The organism is Melaminivora sp. (genome assembly GCF_032059615.1).
Lineage (GTDB): Bacteria > Pseudomonadota > Gammaproteobacteria > Burkholderiales > Burkholderiaceae_C > Melaminivora.
The window spans coordinates 1-20,925 of sequence record NZ_DAMCAM010000041.1 but is presented as its reverse complement, the minus strand read 5'-3'; the positions used below and the strand labels follow the sequence as shown (position 1 = coordinate 20,925).

At 69.4% G+C, this 20,925-nt stretch carries 21 protein-coding genes, 1 tRNA gene and 2 riboswitches; of the genes, 6 read left to right on the top strand and 16 right to left on the bottom strand.

Annotated features, from left to right (window positions below; all coding sequences use genetic code 11):
* Nucleotides 1-9: 9 nt before the first annotated feature.
* The 4 genes from argA to RT051_RS10210 all read right to left on the bottom strand — a co-directional run bounded on the left by argA (nt 10) and on the right by RT051_RS10210 (nt 3,864).
* A complete protein-coding gene (gene argA / locus RT051_RS10225; protein ID WP_313076026.1) occupies nt 10-1,362 on the bottom strand; it encodes an amino-acid N-acetyltransferase in 1,353 nt (450 codons plus the stop codon).
* A 221-nt stretch (nt 1,363-1,583) separates the two neighbouring features.
* The gene (locus RT051_RS10220; protein WP_313076024.1) at nt 1,584-2,735 is read right to left on the bottom strand and encodes an acyltransferase; all 1,152 of its coding nucleotides are present in this window, start codon (nt 2,733-2,735) and stop codon (nt 1,584-1,586) included.
* Nucleotides 2,736-2,851: 116 nt separating this feature from the next.
* A complete protein-coding gene (locus RT051_RS10215) occupies nt 2,852-3,358 on the bottom strand; it encodes an Rrf2 family transcriptional regulator (RefSeq protein WP_313076021.1) in 507 nt (168 codons plus the stop codon).
* A gap of 143 nt (nt 3,359-3,501) precedes the next feature.
* Complete coding sequence (locus RT051_RS10210; RefSeq protein WP_313076018.1) at nt 3,502-3,864, bottom strand: hypothetical protein; 363 nt, start codon at nt 3,862-3,864, stop codon at nt 3,502-3,504.
* Nucleotides 3,865-3,943: 79 nt separating this feature from the next.
* Here RT051_RS10210 and RT051_RS10205 point away from each other — a divergent pair, with 79 nt between their 5' ends.
* Entirely contained in the window at nt 3,944-4,204 is a 261-nt protein-coding gene (locus RT051_RS10205; RefSeq protein WP_313076016.1) for a hypothetical protein, read from the top strand.
* A gap of 10 nt (nt 4,205-4,214) precedes the next feature.
* Here RT051_RS10205 and asd read toward each other — a convergent pair whose 3' ends face one another.
* The gene (asd, locus tag RT051_RS10200; protein ID WP_313076013.1) at nt 4,215-5,069 is read right to left on the bottom strand and encodes an archaetidylserine decarboxylase; all 855 of its coding nucleotides are present in this window, start codon (nt 5,067-5,069) and stop codon (nt 4,215-4,217) included.
* Nucleotides 5,070-5,412: 343 nt separating this feature from the next.
* Between asd and infA the strand changes: the two genes are divergently transcribed.
* The 4 genes from infA (at nt 5,413) to RT051_RS10180 (ending at nt 7,237) form a co-directional block, all read left to right on the top strand.
* Entirely contained in the window at nt 5,413-5,664 is a 252-nt protein-coding gene (gene infA, locus RT051_RS10195; protein ID WP_271463468.1) for a translation initiation factor IF-1, read from the top strand.
* Between the two features lie 86 nt (nt 5,665-5,750).
* A tRNA-Pro gene (locus tag RT051_RS10190) sits at nt 5,751-5,827 on the top strand.
* A 131-nt stretch (nt 5,828-5,958) separates the two neighbouring features.
* Nucleotides 5,959-6,711, top strand: a complete 753-nt coding sequence (locus RT051_RS10185) for a 2OG-Fe dioxygenase family protein (protein WP_313076007.1) — start codon at nt 5,959-5,961, stop codon at nt 6,709-6,711.
* A gap of 85 nt (nt 6,712-6,796) precedes the next feature.
* Nucleotides 6,797-7,237 (top strand): universal stress protein, encoded by a 441-nt coding sequence (locus RT051_RS10180; protein WP_313076004.1) that lies wholly within the window; start codon nt 6,797-6,799, stop codon nt 7,235-7,237.
* Between the two features lie 106 nt (nt 7,238-7,343).
* Here the strand turns inward: RT051_RS10180 and bktB are convergent, their stop codons facing one another.
* The 11 genes from bktB to RT051_RS10125 form a co-directional block, all read right to left on the bottom strand.
* Nucleotides 7,344-8,528, bottom strand: coding sequence for a beta-ketothiolase BktB (gene bktB, locus RT051_RS10175; RefSeq protein WP_313076002.1), 1,185 nt, complete (start codon nt 8,526-8,528; stop codon nt 7,344-7,346).
* 100 nt (nt 8,529-8,628) lie between these two features.
* Nucleotides 8,629-9,378 carry an SDR family NAD(P)-dependent oxidoreductase gene (locus tag RT051_RS10170; RefSeq protein WP_313076000.1) on the bottom strand — a complete coding sequence of 250 codons (750 nt, stop codon included), beginning with the start codon at nt 9,376-9,378 and terminating at the stop codon, nt 8,629-8,631.
* Nucleotides 9,375-10,070: an RluA family pseudouridine synthase gene (locus tag RT051_RS10165; RefSeq protein ID WP_313075998.1), complete on the bottom strand. Its 696-nt coding sequence runs from the start codon at nt 10,068-10,070 to the stop codon at nt 9,375-9,377. The genes RT051_RS10170 and RT051_RS10165 overlap by 4 nt, the downstream gene beginning before the upstream one ends.
* Nucleotides 10,060-12,285: an ATP-binding protein gene (locus tag RT051_RS10160; RefSeq protein WP_313075995.1), complete on the bottom strand. Its 2,226-nt coding sequence runs from the start codon at nt 12,283-12,285 to the stop codon at nt 10,060-10,062. The genes RT051_RS10165 and RT051_RS10160 overlap by 11 nt, the downstream gene beginning before the upstream one ends.
* A gap of 31 nt (nt 12,286-12,316) precedes the next feature.
* A complete protein-coding gene (locus RT051_RS10155; protein WP_313075992.1) occupies nt 12,317-12,739 on the bottom strand; it encodes an FKBP-type peptidyl-prolyl cis-trans isomerase in 423 nt (140 codons plus the stop codon).
* 74 nt (nt 12,740-12,813) lie between these two features.
* Nucleotides 12,814-15,711 carry an aminomethyl-transferring glycine dehydrogenase gene (gene gcvP, locus RT051_RS10150; protein ID WP_313075989.1) on the bottom strand — a complete coding sequence of 966 codons (2,898 nt, stop codon included), beginning with the start codon at nt 15,709-15,711 and terminating at the stop codon, nt 12,814-12,816.
* Between the two features lie 111 nt (nt 15,712-15,822).
* Complete coding sequence (gene gcvH / locus RT051_RS10145) at nt 15,823-16,197, bottom strand: glycine cleavage system protein GcvH (RefSeq protein WP_313075988.1); 375 nt, start codon at nt 16,195-16,197, stop codon at nt 15,823-15,825.
* 86 nt (nt 16,198-16,283) lie between these two features.
* A complete protein-coding gene (gene gcvT, locus RT051_RS10140) occupies nt 16,284-17,417 on the bottom strand; it encodes a glycine cleavage system aminomethyltransferase GcvT (protein ID WP_313075985.1) in 1,134 nt (377 codons plus the stop codon).
* A gap of 61 nt (nt 17,418-17,478) precedes the next feature.
* Nucleotides 17,479-17,592, bottom strand: a riboswitch (glycine riboswitch).
* A 23-nt stretch (nt 17,593-17,615) separates the two neighbouring features.
* Nucleotides 17,616-17,688: riboswitch (glycine riboswitch) on the bottom strand.
* 38 nt (nt 17,689-17,726) lie between these two features.
* Nucleotides 17,727-19,004, bottom strand: coding sequence for a TRAP transporter large permease (locus tag RT051_RS10135; RefSeq protein WP_313075983.1), 1,278 nt, complete (start codon nt 19,002-19,004; stop codon nt 17,727-17,729).
* Nucleotides 19,001-19,495 (bottom strand): TRAP transporter small permease, encoded by a 495-nt coding sequence (locus tag RT051_RS10130; RefSeq protein ID WP_313075980.1) that lies wholly within the window; start codon nt 19,493-19,495, stop codon nt 19,001-19,003. Before RT051_RS10130 ends, RT051_RS10135 begins: the two co-directional genes overlap by 4 nt.
* Nucleotides 19,496-19,570: 75 nt before the next feature.
* Nucleotides 19,571-20,542: a TRAP transporter substrate-binding protein gene (locus RT051_RS10125; protein WP_313075978.1), complete on the bottom strand. Its 972-nt coding sequence runs from the start codon at nt 20,540-20,542 to the stop codon at nt 19,571-19,573.
* A gap of 316 nt (nt 20,543-20,858) precedes the next feature.
* Between RT051_RS10125 and RT051_RS10120 the strand changes: the two genes are divergently transcribed.
* A partial coding sequence (locus RT051_RS10120) for an AsnC family transcriptional regulator (RefSeq protein WP_313076055.1) occupies nt 20,859-20,925 on the top strand: 67 nt, incomplete at its 3' end.

Genomic DNA, 20,925 nt, shown 5'->3' with positions numbered 1-20,925 from the left:
GGACGCGGCCTACGGCACCAGCTTCTTGACCAGCACCTGGCTCTTGCGGTCCCAGTTGTACTTGCGCTTGCGCGCTTCGGGCAGCCAGTCCGGATCCACCGGCTCGAAGCCGCGCTTGAGGAACCAGTGCATGGTGCGCGTGGTCAGCACGAACAGGCTGGACAGTCCCAGCATGCGCGCGCGCTGCTCGATGCGCTTGAGCAGCTTCTCGCCGTCGCCCGTGCCCTGGCTCTGCGCCGAGACGGTAACGGCGGCCATCTCGGCCGTGCGCGCCTCGGGGTAGGGGTGCAGCGCGGCGCAGCCGAAGATGACGCCGTCGTGCTCGATCACGGTGTAGCTGGCGATGTCGCGCTCGATCTCGGTGCGGTCGCGCTTGACCAGCGTGCCGTCGCGCTCGAACGGCTCAATCAGCTGGATGATGCTGCCGACGTCGTCGATGGTGGCCTCGCGCAGCTCTTCGAGTTTTTCGTCGATGACCATGGTGCCGATGCCGTCGTGCACGTAGATCTCCAGCAGCAGCGCGCCATCGACGCCAAAGGGCAGGATGTGGCTGCGCTCGACGCCGTGCTCGCAGGCGCGCACGCAGTGCTGCAGGTAGAAGCCCGCATCGGTGGGCTGCTCGGGCGCGGGCAGCTGCGCCAGCAGGCGGCGCGCCGCGGCCAGGGGCAGCTCGGTGTCGATGGGGTTGTCCTCGGCCGCGGGCTCCAGCGGCCGCGCGCGGATGCCCGGCACCTCGGTCAGGAACAGCAGCTTGTCGGCCTGCAGCTCGCTGGCCACACGCGTGGCCACCTCCTCCATCGACAGGTTGAAGGCCTCGCCCGTGGGCGAGAAGCCAAAGGGCGAGATCAGCACCAGAGCCTGCATCTCCAGCGTGCGGCGGATGCCCTCGACGTCCACCTTGCGCACCAGGCCCGTGTGCTGGAAGTTCACGCCATCGACGATGCCCACCGGCCGCGCGGTGAGGAAATTGCCCGAGATCACGCGCACGCGCGAGCCGGCCATGGGCGTGTTGGGCAGGCCCTGGCTGAAGGCGGCCTCGATCTCGTAGCGCAGCTGGCCGGCTGCCTCCTGTGCGCTGTCGAGTGCCACCGGGTCGGTGATGCGCATGCCGCGCGCATATTGCGCCGCGTGCCCCTTAACGGCCAGCTGCTCATTGACCTGCGGGCGAAAGCCGTGCACCAGCACGATCTTCACGCCCATGGCCTGGATCATGGCCAGGTCCTGCACGATGCCCTGCAGCTTGCCCGCGGCGATGGCCTCGCCCGTCAGGCCGACCACGAAAGTCTGGTTGCGGAACTTGTGAATGTATGGCGCCACTGACCGGAACCAGGGCACGAAGGTGAAGTTGAATACCGTGGACATGACTGGAGCGCGGCCGATAAAAAAAGCCTGCGGACCGGGCACCTGCCGTTTGGAAAACGAGGGCGCCGGGCTCGGCAAGCATGAAAGCGCGCAGTGTAGCGGCTGCGTGTAAGGGGGCGGGGACGGTGCGGCCGGTGGCCCGGCGCGCAGAAAGTTCAGCGAAAACCGGCTTTGGCCCTTGCTGGACAATGGTGTTCAGCTATTTTTTGTATAGCTATCGGCTACCGCCCTGCCTCTCCCGTGGAGAAGGCCAGGTGCGGTTCGCGCCGCTCGTGCGGCGCCAGCGGGCCGCCGCTGCGGCCCCCGGGGCGGGCCGCGTCGCGCCGGCGCAGGCCCCAGCGCTCGACCGTGTGGTAGGACAGCGCGGCGAACGCCAGCGACAGCACCAGCCCCAGCAGCGCCGTCGCCTGCCAGGGCAGCTCGGCGCGCAGGTAGCGCACGATGGGGTAGTGCCACAGATAGACGCCGTAGGACAGCTTGCCCAGCCACACCAGCGGGCGCGCGCTCAGCGCCTCGTAGGCGGTGCCGCGCCGCTGCAGGAGCGCCAGCAGCACGACCACGGTGGCCCATTCGACCACCGTCATGCCCCAGGCCAGGGCGTTCATGTCGTCCCAGGCCTGGGCCAGCAGCAGCGGCACGGCCAGCACCAGCCACACGCCGTGTGCCAGGCGCCCGCGCAGGGCCTGGAACCACGCCGGCTGTTCGTGCAGCAGGGCCGCCAGCAGGCTGCCGGTGAGCAGGCCCGTGGCACGCGTGTCGAAGCGAAAGAAGATTTCGTAGAACTGCTGGCCCTGCATGATCCACAGGATGCGCCAGGCCCAGGCCGCCAGCACCAGCACGGCGATCGGCCGCCACAGCCGCCCGGGCTGCGAGAAGCGCAGCAGGGCCATCAGCACCAGGGGCCACAGCAGGTAGTAGTGCTCTTCCACCGACAGCGACCACATGTGCAGCAGCGTGCCGGGCCGGTCGAAGAAGGCGATGCCGTAGTCCGCCAGATACAGCAGCGAGACCAGGGCGTCGGAGGCGACGTCGGTCAGGTCGGGCCACAGCAGCGGCGCGAGCAGGCAGTACGCCGCCAGGAAGAGCGCCAGCGCCGGCATGAGGCGATACAGCCGTCGGCGGGTGAAGCGCCAGTAGTCGATGCCGCCGGTGCGGTCCACCTCCATCAGCAGCAGTGACGTGATCAGGAAGCCGCTGAGCACGAAGAACACGTCCACGCCGTAGAAGGCGCCCTCGAACAGTGGCGCGTGGGCATGCGAGAGGATGACCAGCACGATAGCCACGCCCCGCAGCCCGTCGAAGGCGGGGTTGTAGCGCAGCGCCTGGCCGCCCTCGGCCGCCGGGCGGGCGTGATGCTCTTTTCTGTCCAACAAACCGCAGGTCTCCCGGAACTGCGCGCAGCGGGCCGGCCCCCATGGCAGGCCCTTGCGCAAGGCGTCAGATTGTAGGGAGATTGAGGGTTTTCCCGGTGGAGGGCGCGAGCGCGCCCTCAGAGCCCCAGGGCGAACACCGAGTTGGGCACACCGCGGCCGGGCAGCTGCGTGGCGGGGGGCTCGACGCGGGCCTGGGGAGCGCGGTGGACGGCGGGCGCGGGGGCCTGAGCCACGGGCCGCTGGTGGTGTTGTGCGACCAGCTGCGCCACGGTGATGGACTGCAGGTAGTCCATGGCGCGGGTCTGGAAAGTGGCCCACAGCTCGGCCGTCATGTCGGAGCGGCCCGTGGAGGGCGGGCGCGCCAGGGGCGCCTCGGCGGCTGCGACGATCTCGGCCACGGTCACCTGCTCGGGGGCGCGCGTCAGCACGTAGCCGCCGCCCGGCCCGCGCGTGCTGGCCACGAGGCCGGCACGCCGCAGGGTGCTGAAGATGTCTTCCAGGTAGGACAACGAGGCTTTCTGCCGGGCACAGATGGCCGGCAGCGGCACAGGATGGCCGTGCGAGTGCAGGGCCAGGTCGGTGATGGCGGTGACGGCAAGCTTGCCGCGGGTGGTCAGTCGCATGGTGTATCGGGCTGGAAGGCTGCCGTCCGTGGAGCACGGCGCTGCGCGGGGCGCAGGGGTGCTGCGGGCGGTCGTGGACAAAAAGGAACGCGAGCGGGATGGCGCCCGCCGCGAGGGCGTGCGCGTGCGGGCCTGGCGGCGGCTCAGGCGCGGGGTGGACGCAGGTATCTGCGCGCCAGCGCCGAACACGGGGCCAGGCTGGCCTGCTGCGGGCAGGGGAAGGAAACGGTGCTGGTTGCGCTGCCGGGGCGCTGCAGGGACTGGTCGTCGGGCAGGTCTGCGCTCACGCTGTCAGGCGAGGCTGCGGGGTCGGCAAGGGCCTGCTTCATGCCGCTGGTGCCGTCCGCCGGGGCTGCACGGCAATCGGCCGGATGCGGAGCCGGGCCGGAGGTGAGCGCCTGCGCCGCTGCGGCGGGCAGCGGGAGAAGGGCCACGGCGGCGGAGGCCGACGCGCCCAGACTCAGCAGAAAGTGCAGGGTGAATACTGCAAGCAGCCATCGGACCATGGAAGCGTGGGATTATAAAAAACCGGCTCGGTTCCCGCAGAGCCGCGGCGCGGGCGGCTGCGACATAAAATCCGCACCCATGGACACCCTTTTCCCTTCCATCAATGCGCCCGAAGCGCCGGCAGCGCCTTGGGGTTGGAGCCGGCAGTTCCGCATGCCGCTGTACAAGCCCGGCACCCGTGTGCGCCGCGGCGGCAGCTGGGAGACCGTGAGCCACATCACCCTGCGGCGCCATGACCTGTGGGTCCACCTGGTGGGCTGCCCCGAGCCTGTCGATCCGTTGGAGCTGGAGATCGACTCCACCGTGTTCACCACCGAGCGCATCGGCGGCGCCTTGTAGGGCGCGCGCGTCAGCCGCGGCGCAGGGCCGTGGCCATGGCGTCGCCCAGGCGCGTCGGGCGCAGTGCCGCCCAGTCAACCCCGAAGCGCACGGCGTCACGCTCGAATAGCAGCACCACGGTGGAGCCGAGCAAAAAGCGCCCCATCTCCTCGCCCTGGCGCAGCACGATCTGCTGATCGCCGTAGTCCCAGCGGCGCAGCCGGCCTGTGCGCGGCGGATTGACCTGTCCGTGCCACACGGTGGCCATGCTGCCGACGATGGTCGCGCCAACCAGCACCAGCGCCATGGGCCCGAGCGGCGTGTCGAACAGGCAGACCACGCGTTCATTGCGCGCGAATAGCCCGGGCACGCCCCGCGCCGTGGTCGGGTTGACGGAAAACAGGCTGCCCGGCACGTGCTCCATGCGCAGCAGCCGACCATCGCAGGGCATGTGGATGCGGTGGTAGTCGCGCGGACTCAGGTAGATGGTGGCGAAGCTGCCGTCACGGAAGCGCTCGGCCAGTTCGGCGTCGCCCGCCAGCAGCGCCGTGGTGCTGTAGTGGTGCCCCTTGGCTTGGAAGATGCGGTCCTGCTCGATGGGGCCGAGCTGGCTGACCACGCCGTCCACCGGGCAGATCGCGTCGGCCTGCGCCAGCGGCCGCGCACCCGGGCGCAGGGCCCGGGTGAAGAAGTCGTTGAAAGTGGCGTAGCTGGCGATGTCCGGCTCGGCCGCCTCGCTCATGTCCACGCCGTAGCGCGCGACGAAACGCCGGATTGCCCCGGTCGTCAGTCCGCCCGCGCGTGCCGAGGCAAACCAGCCGGCCAAGACGCTGAGGGCCTGCTTGGGCAGCAGGTATTGGGGCAGGACGGCGAGGCGGTCGGACACGGGCAGGCAACTCCAGAAGCAGGGTGGGGCGGATGGGCGGGCCATTGTAGGTGCGCTCGTGCGGGCGCCAGCGCGCCAGCGCGCCAGCGCGCCAGCGCGCGCATTACAATTGCCCGGTTACGCACAGCGTCCTGCCTGCTGCCATTTCGAGCGCTGCCCAAGCCCTCGTCACAGCGGCTATTCGCCCCCCGCGCCCTGGGTGCAGCGCTTTCACCGCAGCTGCATTGCATGACGACGGCCCTCGCGTGTAGGGCGCCTGCGAAGGGGTACGGAGGCGCCCGGCCTACGGGTGCATCAGGTCGCGGCATAGCAAAATCCGTTATTCCACGATCCATCATCCTTCATGGCCAAAGAAGAACTCATCGAGATGCAGGGCAGCGTCACCGAAGTGCTGCCTGACTCGCGCTTTCGCGTAACGCTGGACAACGGTCACCAGCTCATCGCCTACACCGGCGGCAAGATGCGCAAGCACCACATCCGCATCCTGGCGGGCGACAAGGTGTCGCTGGAGATGTCGCCCTACGACCTGACCAAGGGCCGCATCACCTTCCGCCACCTGCCCGGCCGGGGCCCGGGGCCGTCGTCGAGCCGCTGAGCGCACGGCGCCGCCGGCGCCTTGCTGCGAAATCATCCTTTCGTGTTGCCGAGACTGCCTTGCAGGCGGGTTAGAATGCGCGCTGTCGGAGCGTAGCGCAGCCTGGTAGCGCATCTGCTTTGGGAGCAGAGGGTCGCGAGTTCGAATCCCGCCGCTCCGACCAATGAAATCAAGGCCTTGCGTCATTTTGGCGCAAGGCCTTTTGTTTGCATTTTGGGATTGTCTGCGCGCGTTTTCAGCGTTCCAGCGCTTCGTTGGGGCAGCCCCGCCTGCCAGGGCGTAAGCTGTTCGACCATGGCCCACATCACCTTTTCCCCTCCCTACACCCCTGCCTGTCACGTCGAGCAGCAGCTGCGCGACCGGGGCTACGCCATCCTGCGCCCGCACGATACGGCCGAATGGGCGGGCTGCACGCTGGAGCAGCTGCAGGCGCTGGCACACGACTGGGGCGACCTGCCGCCGGACGAGCACCTGAAGGACGGTGGCCGCTACCGGTGCAGGCGCCACGCCTGCTTCGTGGCCGAGGGCGCTGCGCTGGAGCAGGTGCCGCACCGGGCGCACTACCAGCCGATCGAATACAACGCCCTGCACGGCGGCATGTTGCGCTGGTTCGGCCCCATGCAGGCGGCCACCGTGGCGCAGCCGGCCTGGCAGGCGCTCCTGCGCGCGGTGGCCGGTGTCACCCGGGCGGTGCTGGCGCCCGGGGAAGAGCGCTGGTTCGTCGAGGCCCACCAGTTCCGCATCGACACCGAGGGCGGCATCGGCCGCCCCACGCCCGAGGGAGCGCACCGCGACGGGGTGGACCTGGTGGCTGTGTTCCTGGTGGCGCGCGAGAACATCAAGGGCGGTGAGACGCGCATCTTCGAGGCCCATGGCCCGGGCGGGCAGCGCTTCACGCTGAGCGAGCCCTGGTCGGTCATGCTGCTCGACGATGCGCGCATGATCCACGAGACCACGCCTATCCAGCCCGAAGGCGGGCACGGCTGGCGCGACACGCTGGTGCTGACCTGCCGGCGCGGGGCTTTTCTGGGGGATGACGTGTCATGATGCGGGCAGGCCCGCCGGGGCCGCAGCGCCCGGGAAGGCCCGCCGGCAAGGGGCCGGCATTCAAGACACAAAAAAGGAGTTTTCCATGTTCCAGCGCATCCTCGTTCCCGTCGACGGCTCCGACACATCCATGCAGGCGGTGGCCAAGGCCGCGGGGCTGGCCAAGGCCTTCGGCAGCGCGGTGACGGTGCTGTATGTGGTTGACCCCTATCCCTTCACCGGGGTGGGGGCCGACTTTGCCTACGGCCAGGCGCAGTACCTGAGCGCCGCCACGGCCGAGGCCAACACCGCCCTGGACGCGGCGAAGACGGCGCTCACCAGCGCCGGCGTGGCCAGCGTGGACGCCCTCGTGGGCGAAGGCCATGCGGTGCACGACGGCGTGATGCGCGCCGTGGAGAGCACGGGCGCGGACCTGATCGTCATGGGCTCGCACGGCCGCCGTGGCCTGGAGAAGCTGGTGCTGGGCAGCGTCACGCAGCGCGTGCTGGGCGTGGCCCACGTTCCGGTGCTGGTGGTGCGCGCCTGAGCGCCACCGCCCCGCAGCCGCGCCGGCCCGGCAGGCCGGCGCTGTTTTGATATCAGGCCGCCAGGGCGGGACAAGGCGCAGCGCCTGCCCCGCCCTGGCGGCTTTTTCACATGCGCTCGAACACCGCCGCGATGCCCTGGCCGCCGCCGATGCACATCGTCACCAGGGCGTAGCGGCCCTGGATGCGCTGCAGTTCATGCAGCGCCTTGACGGTGATCAGCGCGCCCGTGGCGCCGATGGGGTGGCCCAGCGAGATGCCCGAACCGTTGGGGTTGACGCGCGCCGGGTCGGCTCCCAGGCCGCGGGTGACGGCGCAGGCCTGCGCGGCGAAGGCCTCGTTGGCCTCGATCACGTCCATCTGGTCGAGCGACAGGCCGCAGCGCGCCAGCACGGCCTTGGTGGCCGGCACCGGGCCGATGCCCATGATCTTAGGCTCGACGCCAGCATGGGCGTAGCCCACCAGCCGCGCCAGGGGCTGAACGCCGCGGCTCTTGGCGGCGGCTGCGTCCATCAGCAGCACGGCGGCGGCCGCGTCGTTGATGCCCGAGGCGTTGGCCGCGGTCACCGTGCCGTCCTCCTTCACGAACACCGGCTTCATCTTCTGGAAGTCGGCCAGCTGGGCGCCGGCGCGGAAGTGCTCATCGCGGTCGAAGGCCGTTTCGCCCTTCCTGCTCTTGAGCATGACGGGGACGATCTGGTCCTTGAAGCGGCCCTCGGCCCAGGCGCGCTCGGCGCGCTGGTGGCTCTCCAGGGCCAGCGCGTCCTGGTCCTCGCGCGTGATGCCAAACTCGCGCGCCACGTTCTCGGCCGTCACGCCCATGTGGATGGTGTGGAAGGGGTCGTGCAGCGCGCCGACCATCATGTCCACCATCTTGGCGTCGCCCATGCGCGCGCCCCAGCGGGTGTTCAGGCTGGCGTAGGGCGCACGACTCATGTTCTCGGCGCCGGCACCGATGGCCACGTCGCAGTCGCCCAGCAGGATGCTCTGGCTGGCGCTGACGATGGCCTGCAGGCCCGAGCCGCACAGGCGGTTGACGTTCATGGCGGGGGTCTCGTTGGGGCAGCCACCGTTGATGGCCGCCAGGCGCGACAGGTACATGTCGCGCGGCTCGGTGTTGACCACGTGGCCGAACACCACGTGGCCCACGTCCTTGCCCTCGACCTGGGCGCGGGCCAGGGCCTCGCGCACCACCAGGGCGCCCAGCTCGGTGGGGGGCACGTCCTTCAGGCTGCCGCCAAAGGTGCCAATGGCGGTGCGCACGGCGCTGGCGACGACGACTTCACGGGTCATGGTGGGATCTCCTGGGATGAAAAAATCGGCAAAAATACCGAGGAAAAACGGCTTTTGACGTTGCTGTGCAACGACCTTTAGCTATTAAAAATGTAGTGCTTCAGCCTTCGCGCACGTCGGCCACGGGCTGCGCGCCGAAGTCGGGCCGCTGCAGCCAGGCCAGCACGCGCGCGGCGGCGGCCTCGGGGCTGGCCAACAGGCCGCCCTCCTTGAGTTGCGCGAAGTTGCCCACGTCCGGGAAGTCGGCCGCGTCGGCGCTGCGCAGCTGGGTCTGCATGTCGGTGTCGATGACGCCGGGCGCCAGCGAGCATACGCGCGCGCCGTGCGGCTTGGCGGCCTCGTCCAGTGCCAGGCAGCGCGTGAAATGGTCCATGCCCGCCTTGGCGGCGCAATAGGCCGCCTGCGACGCCATGGCGCGCCGGCCCAGGCCCGAGGAGATGTTGAGCACCCGGCGCGGCACGCCCCAGTCCTCGGTGGCGCCGAGGAAGGCGGCGGTCAGCTGCATGGGCGCCTCCAGCCCCACGCGCAGGGCGTGGGCCAGGTCGCGCGGGTCGCTGGCTGACAGTGGCGCGATGGGCGGGATGACACCGGCGTTGTTGATCAGCGCGGCGCTGGCAAAGCGCCCGGCCGGCTGGCCGGCCAGCCAGCCGCGCAGCTGGTCGGCGGCGTGGGCGCCGTCGGCCAAGTTCAGGGTCCATTGCTCGAGCCCGGCGCCCGCGGGCGCCTGCAGGTCGGGGCACTCGTGGCGCGCGATGCTGATGAGGGTGTGGCCGGGCTCGAGCAGCTGGCGGGCCAGGGCCAGGCCCATGCCGCGCGAGCCGCCGGTGAGGATGAACAGGTGCTGGGTCATGGCGTGATGGTAGTCAGAAAGGGCGCGAAGGGATGGGGCGAGTCGAAACGCTGTGCGTCGCCCCGCGCCGGATACTCGAAAGCCAGCGCGCTGGCATGCAGCAGCAGGCGCGGCGCCCGCTGGCGCGCGGCTTCGTCGGCGTAGAGGGCATCGCCCAGGATGGGGTGGCCGATGTAGGCCAGGTGCAGCCGCAGCTGGTGCGTGCGGCCCGTGAGGGGTTCGAGCTCCAGCAGGGCGCAGTCGCGTGCGGCGTCCGCCTGCAGCACGCGCCAGCGCGTGCGGCTGGGCTTGCCCTGGGCCCAGTCCACCTTCTGCAGCGGGCGCCGTGGCCAGTCGCGCATCAGCGGGGCGTCGATCACGCCCCAGCCGCCATCCTCGCCGGGCGGGCGCGGCAGGCCGTGCACCACGGCGTGGTAGGTCTTGTGCACGCGCCCGGCCGCGAAGGCCTCGCCCAGGGCGCGCTGCGTGCCCGGGTGGCGCGCCATCAGCACCAGGCCTGAGGTGGCCTGGTCGAGCCGGTGCACCACCAGGGAGTCCGGCCACAGGGCCTGGGCGCGGGCACTCAGGCAGTCCTGCTTGTCGGCGCCGCGCCCGGGCACGCACAGCAGGCCGGCGGGTTTGTCCAGCACCAGCAGGTCGTTGTCGGCGTAGAGGCAGGAGACGCCCGCGGCGCGGACGCTGTCAGGCGCCATGGACGAGGCGATCCACCGTGGCACACAGCTCCTGCACGTCGTTGGGCTTGTGGATCAGTGCGCGCGCGCCCTCGGCCAGCGCCTGCTGCTCGATGTCGGCGGTGACGTAGCCCGAGGCCAGCGCTATGGGCAGGTCGGCGCGGATGGCGTGCGCCGCGCGCACCAGGTCGAGACCGGAGAAGCCGGGCATGTTGTAGTCGGTCACCAGCAGGTCGTAGCGGCCCGGCGCGGCGCGCAGCGCCTCGGTGGCCTGGCGCGGGTCGGTGAAGCCCGTGACCTCATAGCCGCGCCGGCGCAGCAGGCGCTGCACCAGGAAGACCAGGGCTTCGTCGTCGTCCACGTAGAGGACGTGGCGCCTGCGCTGGGGCTTGTCCGGCTCGGGCGCCGTGGGCGCGGCCGGGCCGGCAGCGGGCGGCAGGGCGGGCGGCTGGGGCGCCGCCACGGGTGCGCTCGCGCTCGTCGTGCTCGCGGCCTCCGGCGCCGCCGGAAAGTACAGCGTGAAGCAGGTGCCCTGGCCGGGCGTGCTGTGCACGTCGATGGCGCCTTCGTGCGTGCGCATCACGCCGTGCACCACGGCCAGGCCCAGGCCCGTGCCCTGGCCCACCGGCTTGGTGGTGAAGAAGGGCTCGAAGATGCGCGACAGCGTGGCCGCGTCCATGCCGGGGCCGTCGTCGCGCACGCTGACGCTGACGTATTGCTCGCCCGACAGCCCCAGGCGCTCGCGCAGGCGCTGGCTCGGCTGCGCGCCGGTCAGCTCCACCTGGATACTGCCACGCCTGGCGCCAATGGCGTGGATGGCGTTGGTGCACAGGTTCAGCAGCGCCTGCTCGACCTGGGTGGCGTCGGCCAGCGCCGGCGGCAGCCGCGGCTCCTCGTGGATGCTCAGCGCTATCTGCGGCGGCAGGGTCACGCGCAGCAGGCGCTGGGTGTCGCGCGCCACCTCGGCCAGCGCAACGTGCGTGCGCCGGGGCGCCTCGTTGCGGCTGAAGGTGAGGATCTGGCGCACCAGGTCGCGTGCGCGGCGGCCGGCCTTGTCGATCTCTAGCAGGCTCTCGTACGCCGACGTGCCAGGACGGCTGTCGGCGCGGGCCAACTCCACGTTGCCAAGGATGGCGTGCAGGATGTTGTTGAAGTCGTGCGCGATGCCGCCGGCCATGGTGCCCATGGCCTGCATCTTGTGCGACTCGCGCAGCTGCGCCTCCAGCTCGGCGCGGCGTGCTTCCTCGCGCTTCCTGGCGGTGAGGTCGCGCGCGAACACGGTGGTCGTCTCGCCCTCGGCGTGGCGCTCGAACGAGACGCTCACCTCCACCGCCAGTTCGCGCCCCGAGGCGGTGAGGGCCGTCATCTCGCCCAGCACCGCTTGCGTGGTCAGCTGCGCGAAGGCCAGCATTTGCGCGGCGCTCGGGAAGAAGCGGGTGATGAGGCTGCCTAGCGCATCGCTGGCCGGGCACTGGAACAGCATGGCCGCCGTGGGATTGAAGACGGTGATGCGCTGGTGCTGGTCCACGCAGATGATGGCGTCCAGCGCGGAGTTGATCACCGCCTCCAGCCGCCGCTCGCTGGCGTGCAGCTGGGCGTTGCGCTCCTGCAGCTCGGCGGCGCTGAGCTTGAGGGCCTGGCGCTCGGCCAGCAGTGGCCCCTGGTCGATCACCGCGCACAGGAACTGGGGCAGCGGCGGCTGTTCAGCATCGCCTTGCGCTTCGATGTGGGCGATGTGCAGGTCGCCCGTGATGCGGCGCGCGTCGTCGATGCGAAACACCACCTCGGTGGCCTCGGCCGTGCCCCGCTCGCTCGCGGCGGCGAAGGCGGCCTGCACGCGCTCCACGTGCTCGGCGGCGACGAAAGGCAGCAGCGCCGTGAGCGGGCGGTCATGCTCCAGCGGCTGGAACGAGCGGTGCGCCATGGAGTTGGCCTGCACCACCATGTCGTGCTCGTCCACCACCATGAGCGCCAGCGGGACGCTGGAGAACAGTGCCTCGAAGCGCTCGGACGCGCTTTCGGCCGACGCCTGGCTGTAGTGCAGGACGCGGTTCTGCGCCTCCAGCTCGGCCTTGGAGGCGCGCAGCTCCTCGATGAGCGCGGTGAGGGAGCGGCCCGAGGGCAGGGATTCAACCGCCTCGGACGGGGCAGTGTCCACCCCGGGCGCCGGCATGTCCGCCTCGCCGGGCAGGCCGGCGGCGGCGTTAAGCAGAAAGGACAGGTCGGGGCGGCTCATGGGCGCGCGGCGCGAGCGCCGGGGCGGGCGCTCAGCGCACCGACAGCAGTTCGATTTCGAAGGTCAGCGTGGCGTTGGGCGGGATCACTCCGCCCGCGCCGCGCGCGCCGTAGGCAATCGCTGGCGGGCAGGTCAGGCGCGCCTTGCCGCCCGGCTTCATGCGCTGCACGCCTTCCGTCCAGCAGGGGATGACGCGGTTGAGCGGAAACTCGGTCGGCTCGCCGCGCTTGTGGGAGCTGTCGAACTCCTTGCCATCGGCCAGCGTGCCGCGGTAGTGGACTCGCACGGTGTCGGTGGCCCTGGGCGATGCGCCCGTGCCCTCCTTGAGCGATTCATAGACCAGGCCGCTCCCTGTGGTCACGGGCGTGGACGCAGGCGCCGAGGCCTGGGCAGAAACGGCGAGGGGTGCGGCCAGCAGGCTGGCGAGCAGGGCACAGGCGAGGGTAGGGGGCATGGGGTCGTCTCGTGGAAGCAAAAGAAGCAAGGGCCCGATGGTAGGGCCCTTTGCCGCCTGCCAGGCAGGGCGCGTCAGTCCAGTTCGGCCACCGGCACGCACGAGCAGAACAGGTTGCGGTCGCCATGCACGTTGTCCACGCGGCCCACGGGGCTCCAGTATTTGGAGCGGCGCAGGCCGGGCACCGGGTAGGCGGCAGCCTCGCGCGGGTAGGGCCGCGCCCAGTCGGCGGCCAGCAGGCTCTCGGCCGTGTGCGGGGCGTTTTTCAGCGGGTTGTCGTCCCGCGGCCAGGTGCCATCCTCGACCAGCCGGATCTCGCCGCGGATGGCGATCATGGCATCGATGAAGCGGTCCAGCTCGGCCAGGTCCTCGCTCTCGGTGGGCTCGACCATGAGCGTGCCCGGCACCGGGAAGCTCAGCGTGGGCGCGTGGAAGCCGTAGTCGATCAGACGCTTGGCCACGTCCTCGGCCGTGATGCCACTGGTCTCCTTGAGGGGTCGCAGATCCAGGATGCACTCGTGCGCCACGTGGCCGTTGGCGCTGGCGTACAGCGTCGGGTAGTGGTCCTTCAGGCGCGCGCTGATGTAGTTGGCGCTCAGGATGGCCACTTCGGTGGCGTCCGTCAGGCCCTGCGCGCCCATCATGCGGATGTACATCCACGAGATCGGCAGCACGGCCGCGTTGCCCAGGGGCGCGGCGCTGACGGCGCCGACCTTGCCGTGGATGTCGGCCGTCGCGTGGCCGGGCAGATAGGGCACCAGGTCTTCGACCACGCACACCGGCCCCACGCCCGGGCCGCCGCCGCCGTGCGGGATGCAGAAAGTCTTGTGCAGATTCAGGTGGCTCACGTCGCCGCCGAACTCGCCCGGCGCGGCCACGCCGACCATGGCGTTCATGTTGGCGCCGTCCACGTACACCCGCCCGCCGTGCGCGTGCACCAGTTCGCAAACGTCCTTGACGTGCTGCTCGAACACGCCGTGCGTGCTGGGGTAGGTGATCATGATGCAGGCCAGGTTCGCGCTGTGCTTCTCGCATTGCGCCTTCAGATCGGCCAGATCGACGTTGCCGTTGTCGTCGCACTGGGTGACCACCACCTGCATGCCCACCATCTGCGCGCTGGCCGGGTTGGTGCCGTGGGCGCTGCTGGGGATCAGGCAGACGGTGCGCTGCTGCTGGCCCCGTGCGGCGTGCCAGGCGCGGATGGCCAGCAGGCCCGCGTATTCGCCCTGGCTGCCGGCGTTGGGTTGCAGGCTGACCCCCGCGTAGCCGGTGGCCTGGCACAGCCACTGGCGCAGCTGCGCATCCAGCTCGCGGTAGCCCTCCAGCTGGTCGGCAGGGGCGAAGGGGTGCACGTTGGCAAATTCCGGCCAGGTGATGGGGATCATCTCGCTGGTGGCGTTGAGCTTCATGGTGCACGAGCCCAGCGGGATCATGGTGCGGTCCAGCGCCAGGTCCTTGTCGGACAGGCTGCGTATGTAGCGCAGCATGGCCGTCTCGCTGTGGTGCGTGTTGAACACCGGGTGCGCCAGGAAGCTGCTTGCGCGGCGCAGCGCTTGCGGGATCAGCGTGTCCACGCCCATCTCGAAATCAGCAAAGCTGGGCACGGCCTGGCCGTCCGTGGCGAAGATCTTCCACAGCAGCTCGACATCGGCCCGGGTGGTGGTCTCGTCCAGCGAGACGCACAGGTACTCGTTCCAGTAGATGCGCAGGTTGGCGCCCATGGAGACTGCGCGGGCAGCTACTGCCTTGGTAGCGGCGCCGGTGTGCAGGCTCAGGGTGTCGAAGCTGGCGTGCTCGCGCAGCGGCGCGCCCAGGGCCTTCAAACCCTGCGCCAGGATGGCGGTGTAGGTAGCGACGCGCCGGGCGATGCGGGTCAGCCCTGAAGGGCCGTGGTAGACGGCGTACATGCTGGCCACTACGGCCGGCAGCACCTGCGCGGTGCAGATGTTGGAGGTGGCCTTTTCGCGGCGGATGTGCTGCTCGCGCGTTTGCAGCGCCAGGCGGTAGGCCGGCTTGCCATGCGCGTCCACGCTGACGCCCACCAGGCGCCCAGGGAGCGACCGTTTGAAGGCGTCGCGGCAGGCCATGTAGGCGGCGTGCGGGCCGCCGGCGCCCATGGGCATGCCAAAGCGCTGCGTGGTGCCGACGACGATGTCGGCGCCCCATTCGCCGGGCGGCACGATCAGGGTCAGCGCCAGCAGGTCGGCGCAGGCGATCACGGCGGCATTGCGCGCGTGGGCCTTCTCGGCCGCGGCGCGCAAGAACTGCACGTCGTCGATGCGCCCGCTGGTGGCAGGGTACTGCACCAGCAGCGCGAAGTATTCGCCGTCCACGGCCGCGTCCCATTCCCCCCGGGAATTGGCCAGCACCACCTCGATGCCCAGCGGCTCGGCGCGTGTCTGGATGACTTCAATGGTTTGCGGGTGCGCGTCGCCGGCGACGATGAAGCGGTTGCTGGCCGCCTTGACCGAGCGGCGCGCCAGCGTCATGGCTTCGGCTGCGGCGGTGGCCTCGTCCAGCATGGAGGCGTTGGCGATGTCCATGCCGGTGAGATCCGTGACCATGGTCTGGAAGTTGATCAGCGCCTCCATCCGGCCCTGGCTGATCTCGGCCTGGTAGGGCGTGTAGGCCGTGTACCAGGCTGGGTTCTCCAGCACGTTGCGCAGGATGACGCCGGGCGTGTGCGTGCCGTGGTAGCCCTGGCCGATGAAGCTCTTCAGCAGCCGGTTCTTGCCCGCGATGGCTTTCAGCTCGGCCAGCGCCGTCGCCTCAGTGGTGGGCGCGGGCAGCTGCATCGTGCTCTGGCGCGCGATGGAGCGCGGCACGATCGAGTCGATGAGCGCGCGGCGTGAAGGCACGCCGACGGCCGACAGCATGTGCTGCTGCTGGGCCGCATCCGGGCCGATGTGGCGCGGCAGGAATTCCGCGGCGTTCTCCAGCGCGGCAAGGGGCAGGGCGTCGGGCATCTGCATGGCGGGGCCTTTGCGGGTTTGCTATTGAGTCAGGAGCTGAAAGCCTATGCAGGGCAATGGCTGCAGCGGGTTTTGGCTTGAAAATGGCGCCGGGGCCGGCGCCCACCCAGCTCACGCGCTGGCGGCAAACTCGTTGTACGCAGCCTCGTCCAGCAGCCCGGTCAGTTCCTTCTCATCGCTGAGCTTGACCTTGAAGAACCAGCCCGCGCCCAGCGGGTCGGTGTTGGCCAGCGACGGGTCGGCGCGCAGCTGTTCGTTGACCTCCACGATCTCGCCCGAGACGGGCATGTACACATCGGCCGCGGCCTTGACCGATTCGACCACGCCGGCAATCTCGCCCTGCTTGAAGGAGGCGCCCACGGCGGGCAGGTCCACGAAGACCACGTCGCCTAGGGCGTCTTGCGCGTGCACGGTGATGCCGACCACGGCGGCGGCCGGCTCGGCGGTGTTGATCCACTCGTGGTCCTTGGAATACTGGATGCTCATGGGGGCTCCGAAAAAGAGGTCGAGAACAAAGGTGAAAAAGGCGCGGGACTGCGCCCGAGCCACTGTAGCGGCGGGCCGCGGGGTTTTCAGCCGCGGTGGTAGCGCGGCGGCACGAAGGGCGTGGGCACGACCTCCATGGGCACGGCCTTGCCGCGCACGATGGCATGCAGGCGCATGCCCTGGCGAGCCAGGTGAGGAGCGACGTAGGCCAGCGCGATGGGGCGGTCCAGGGTGGGAGCCAGCAGGCCGCTGGTGACCGCGCCGGCGCTCTCGCCGGATTCGGTCTGCAGCACCGTGCCCTCGCGCACCGGCACGCGCTCGAGCGCCGCCAGGCCGACGCGCTTGCGCTGCAACTGGCTGGGATCGTCGAGCTGCGCCAGCACCACCTGCGCACCGGGAAAGCCGCCAGCGCGCGCGCCGCCCGTGCGGCGCACCTTCTGGATGGCCCAGCCGAGAGCGGCCTCGGCCGGGGTGGTGGTCGCGTCGATGTCGTTGCCGTACAGGCACAGTCCGGCTTCGAGCCGCAGCGAATTGCGTGCGCCCAGGCCGGCGGGCCGCACCTCGGGCTGCGCCAGCAAGGTGCGCGCCAGCGCCTCGGCGTGCACCGCCGGCACGGACAGCTCGAAGCCATCCTCGCCCGTGTAGCCGCTGCGGGTAATGAACAGCGGCACGCCCTGCCAGTCGAACAGGCCGCCGCCCATGAAGACCAGCTCCAGCGCCTCGGGCACCAGCCGGCTCAGGGCCGTTGCGGCCTGCGGGCCCTGCAGCGCCAGCAGCGCCTGGTCGGGCAGGGGCCGCACCTCGCAGCGCTGGCCGATGTGCTGACGGATGTGGGCGATGTCGCCCGCCTTGCAGGCGCCGTTGACGATCAGGAACAGCGTGCCCTCGCCCTGGTTGAAGACCATCAGGTCGTCGATCACGCCGCCCTGGTCGTTGAGCAGCAGGCCGTAGCGCTGGCGCCCGGCCGGCAGGTCGATGAGGTCCATGGGCATCAGGCTCTCGAGCGCGGCGGCCGCGTCCGGGCCCACCAGCTGCAGCTGCCCCATATGCGAGACGTCGAACAGGCTGGCCTGCGCGCGCGTGTGCTGGTGCTCGGCCATCAGGCCGGCCGGGTACTGCACAGGCATCGCATAGCCGGCAAAGGGCACCATGCGTGCGCCCAGCTCCAGGTGCAGGCCGTGCAGGGGGGTCTTGAGCAGGGTGTCGTCGGTCGTAGACATAGGGCGGGCAGGTTCCAAGGCAAATGGTGATGCGGCCCCGCCTGTTGGCTGGAGCCCCAAGATTTGCCCGGCTGTCCGCTTTACCTGAGAGATTCACCCCGCGCGCGGGGTTTGCTCCTTCGGTGGGCGGGATCGCGTTCTGGCGCGCGTCCGGCCTCTCTCCAGCGAGGGAAACGCCCGCATCCCTGCGGGCGTGTGGTCAGTCCTTTTGCCTGAGCGTTCGGCCGCTGCCTGCGCCTTCGGCGGTGCCGCGTGGGCACTCTCTCCTGACGCGGCGGATTCTATGCCAGCGCCACGGCGCCCCCGGGTTCATCGCGCATAGACGATGTCGCGCAGGAACAGCGACAGCTGCGGCACGTAGGTGATGACCAAAAGGCAGACCAGGATCACCCCGACGAAGGGCAGCAGGTGCCCCACGATGCGGTCCAGCGAGACACGCGCCACCGTGCAGGCAGCAAACAGGTTCACGCCGAAGGGCGGGGTGATCATGCCCAGCGCCAGGTTGACCACCATGATCAGCCCGAAGTGCACCGGGTCGACGCCGAAGTGCTGCGCCACCGGCGCCAGGATGGGCCCCAGCACGATGATGGCGGCGCTGGTCTCGATGAACATGCCGATCAGGAACAGCGCCACGTTCACGCCCAGTAGGAACAGCGTCGGCGTCTGCAGCACCTCCTGCAGCCAGCGGCCGATGGCGTCGGGCACGCCGGCGCGGGTGATGAGGAAGGCGAACAGTCCTGCGTTGGCGATGATGAACATGATCACGGCCGACGAGATCGCCGATTTCTTAAGCACCGCGTATAGGTCGCGCACGCCGATCTCACGGTACACGACCATGCCCACCACCAGCGCGTAGAACACCGCCACGGCCGAGGCCTCGGTGGGCGTGAAGACGCCGCCGTAGATGCCGCCCAGAATGATCACGGGCATCAGCAGTGCCCAGCCGGCCTGCAGCAGCGCGCGGCCGAAGGGCATGCGCCCGTCCCCGTCGTGCTTGCCCCAGCCCTTGTACTTGCAGTAGGCCCAGACGAACAGCATCAGCGCGCCGCTGATAAGCAAGCCGGGTCCGAAGCCGGCGATGAACAGCTCGCCAATGGAGACCTCGGCGCTGACACCGTACAGGATCATGGGGATGGACGGCGGGATGATCACGCCCAGCTCGGCGCTGGTGGCCTGCAGCGCGGCGGCATAGCTGGTGGGATAGCCGTGCTTGATCAGCGCCGGGATCAGGATGGCGCCGATGGCGAAGGTGGTCGCCACCGACGAGCCGGAGACGGCCGCGAAGATCATGCAGGTCAGCACGCAGGTCATGGGCAGGCCGCCCTGCACGCCGCCCACCAGGCTCTTGGCAAATTCGACCAGGCGGCGCGAGATGCCGCCCGTCTCCATGAGGTTGCCCGCCAGGATGAAAAACGGAATGGCCGCCAGCGGGAATTTGTTGATGGCGCCGAACATCTCCTTGACGGCGATCAGCATGTTGGCGTTGGCCACCTGGATGCCCAGGATGGCCGACAGCCCGATGGAGACGGCCACCGACACCGTCAGCGCAAAGCACAGCGCCATGGTGGAGATCATCACGGCGGTCATTGGGCGTTCTCCAGTTCTTCATGGCGTGGGTCGAGCAGGTTGCCGACGATGCCCGGAATGGCGAACACCGCACCCACGGGGATGGCCAAGTAGGCCCAGAACATGGACAGCGACTCCAGCCCCGCCATGGTTTGCACGCCGCCGCGGCGCGCATAGTCCCAGCCCCACCAGATCAGCACCGCCATGAGGGCGAGCGACGCCAGGCACACCATCCAGTCGAGCGCGCGGCCCACGCCGGGCGGGCTCCAGCGGCGCAGCACGTCCACGCTGACCATGGCGCCGTGGCGAAAGGCCGTCGGAATGGCCAGGAACACCATCCAGATCAGGCTGAAACGGATCAGCACTTCGGTCCATTCGGCCGGCTCTTCGAAGACGAAGCGCATCAGGATCTGGAACATGCCGAGGCTGGCGGCCACCGCCAGCATGGCGCAGGCCAGCACCATGCTGGCGCCGCTGCTCCAGCGCTCGCAGCGAAGAAAAAGGTCTTTCATGCGCATCGCTTTCTTCAACGAAAAACGCCCGTGGCGCATGATCCACGGGCGTGGAATGCTACGTTAAACGTAGCATCACTGGAAGTTGCGGATCTTGTCCAGGTTGGCCTTGCCGAATTCCTTTTCGAACTGGGCATTGACCGGCGCCAGCGCCGCGACGAACTTGGCCTTGTCCAGGTTGTCGATCACCGTCATGCCCTTGGCGCGCAGGTCGGCCACGCCCTTGGCGTCGTCCTCGTCCACGCGGGCGCGGTTGGCGCGGGTGCCCTCCTTGGCGGCTTCAAGGAAGGCCTGCTTGTCGGCGGCAGAGAGCTTGTCGAACGCGCCCTTGTTCATCACGAAAATGCAAGGCGAATAGACGTGGCCAGTGAGCGACAGGTGCTTTTGCACCTGGTCGAACTTGGCCGAGATGATGACGGGCAGGGGGTTTTCCTGGCCGTCCACCGTGCCCTGCTGCAGGGCGGTGAAGACTTCCGGGAAGGCCATGGGCGTGGTGATGATGCCAAAGCCCTTGTACGCGGCGATGTGCACCGGGTTCTCCATGGTGCGCAGCTTCAGGCCCTTCAGGTCCTCGGGGCCCTTCACGTCGCGCTTGCTGTTGGTCATGTGGCGAAAGCCGTTTTCGGCCCAGGCCAGCGCCTTGAAGCCCTTGGCGTCGAACTTGGCCAGCAGGTCCTGGCCGATCGGGCCGTCCAGCACCGCGCGGGCATGCGCCTTGTCGCGGAACAGGAAGGGTACGTCCAGGATCTTGGTCTCGGGCACGAAATTGGGCACCGGGCCGGTGGAGGAGAACGCCAGCTCCTGCGTGCCCAGCTGCACCGCCTCGATGGATTCGCGCTCGCCGCCCAGGGCGCCGTTGTAGAAGGTCTGCACCTTGTAGCGGCCGTTGGTGCGCTTCTCGACCTCCTTGGCGAAGGTGTCGATGGCCACGCCCTGGTGCGAGTTCTGCGCCGTCGAGATGCTGATGCGCATGGTGGTCTGCGCGAGGGCGCTGCCGGCAATGCCGAGGGCGAGTGCCAGGCCCAGGGCCAGTTTGGTGGGTTGCATGGGATGTCTCCTGAAGGCTGTGCGAGTGAACCAAAAAATTATGGCGGCGCAGCATCCAGGGGCCATCGGGGTTTGTGCCGGTCTTTGCTGGCGCGGGTGACGCCAAGGCGACAGTCATCGGCAAGGCTTTGCCAAAGCCCCCGCCCGACGGTAACCGGGCGGGGCAATGGTCAATGTCGTGCGCCCCGGTAAGAGCGCCTTGATGGGGAGGAAGTATGGCGGGCGCCGCGCGGATGAATTTGCTGTATTTTCAACATTCGGCGCAGTTTGCAGAAAATTTTTCTGACAAAAGCCTTTTTTTTGAATAATCTGCTTTATGGACCGTCTTGACAGAAAAATCCTCTCCGTCCTGCAGCGCGATGCGCGCGCCAGCCTGCAGGAGA

What these genes read in the sequence shown, in the direction of transcription:
- argA (WP_313076026.1), bottom strand. Translation starts at nt 1,362, where the DNA reads ATGTCCACGGTATTCAACTTCACCTTCGTGCCCTGGTTCCGGTCAGTG.
- RT051_RS10215 (WP_313076021.1), bottom strand. Translation starts at nt 3,358, where the DNA reads ATGCGACTGACCACCCGCGGCAAGCTTGCCGTCACCGCCATCACCGAC.
- RT051_RS10210 (WP_313076018.1), bottom strand. Translation starts at nt 3,864, where the DNA reads ATGGTCCGATGGCTGCTTGCAGTATTCACCCTGCACTTTCTGCTGAGT.
- RT051_RS10205 (WP_313076016.1), top strand. Translation starts at nt 3,944, where the DNA reads ATGGACACCCTTTTCCCTTCCATCAATGCGCCCGAAGCGCCGGCAGCG.
- infA (WP_271463468.1), top strand. Translation starts at nt 5,413, where the DNA reads ATGGCCAAAGAAGAACTCATCGAGATGCAGGGCAGCGTCACCGAAGTG.
- RT051_RS10185 (WP_313076007.1), top strand. Translation starts at nt 5,959, where the DNA reads ATGGCCCACATCACCTTTTCCCCTCCCTACACCCCTGCCTGTCACGTC.
- RT051_RS10180 (WP_313076004.1), top strand. Translation starts at nt 6,797, where the DNA reads ATGTTCCAGCGCATCCTCGTTCCCGTCGACGGCTCCGACACATCCATG.
- bktB (WP_313076002.1), bottom strand. Translation starts at nt 8,528, where the DNA reads ATGACCCGTGAAGTCGTCGTCGCCAGCGCCGTGCGCACCGCCATTGGC.
- RT051_RS10170 (WP_313076000.1), bottom strand. Translation starts at nt 9,378, where the DNA reads ATGACCCAGCACCTGTTCATCCTCACCGGCGGCTCGCGCGGCATGGGC.
- RT051_RS10165 (WP_313075998.1), bottom strand. Translation starts at nt 10,070, where the DNA reads ATGGCGCCTGACAGCGTCCGCGCCGCGGGCGTCTCCTGCCTCTACGCC.
- RT051_RS10160 (WP_313075995.1), bottom strand. Translation starts at nt 12,285, where the DNA reads ATGAGCCGCCCCGACCTGTCCTTTCTGCTTAACGCCGCCGCCGGCCTG.
- RT051_RS10155 (WP_313075992.1), bottom strand. Translation starts at nt 12,739, where the DNA reads ATGCCCCCTACCCTCGCCTGTGCCCTGCTCGCCAGCCTGCTGGCCGCA.
- gcvP (WP_313075989.1), bottom strand. Translation starts at nt 15,711, where the DNA reads ATGCAGATGCCCGACGCCCTGCCCCTTGCCGCGCTGGAGAACGCCGCG.
- gcvH (WP_313075988.1), bottom strand. Translation starts at nt 16,197, where the DNA reads ATGAGCATCCAGTATTCCAAGGACCACGAGTGGATCAACACCGCCGAG.
- gcvT (WP_313075985.1), bottom strand. Translation starts at nt 17,417, where the DNA reads ATGTCTACGACCGACGACACCCTGCTCAAGACCCCCCTGCACGGCCTG.
- RT051_RS10135 (WP_313075983.1), bottom strand. Translation starts at nt 19,004, where the DNA reads ATGACCGCCGTGATGATCTCCACCATGGCGCTGTGCTTTGCGCTGACG.
- RT051_RS10130 (WP_313075980.1), bottom strand. Translation starts at nt 19,495, where the DNA reads ATGAAAGACCTTTTTCTTCGCTGCGAGCGCTGGAGCAGCGGCGCCAGC.
- RT051_RS10125 (WP_313075978.1), bottom strand. Translation starts at nt 20,542, where the DNA reads ATGCAACCCACCAAACTGGCCCTGGGCCTGGCACTCGCCCTCGGCATT.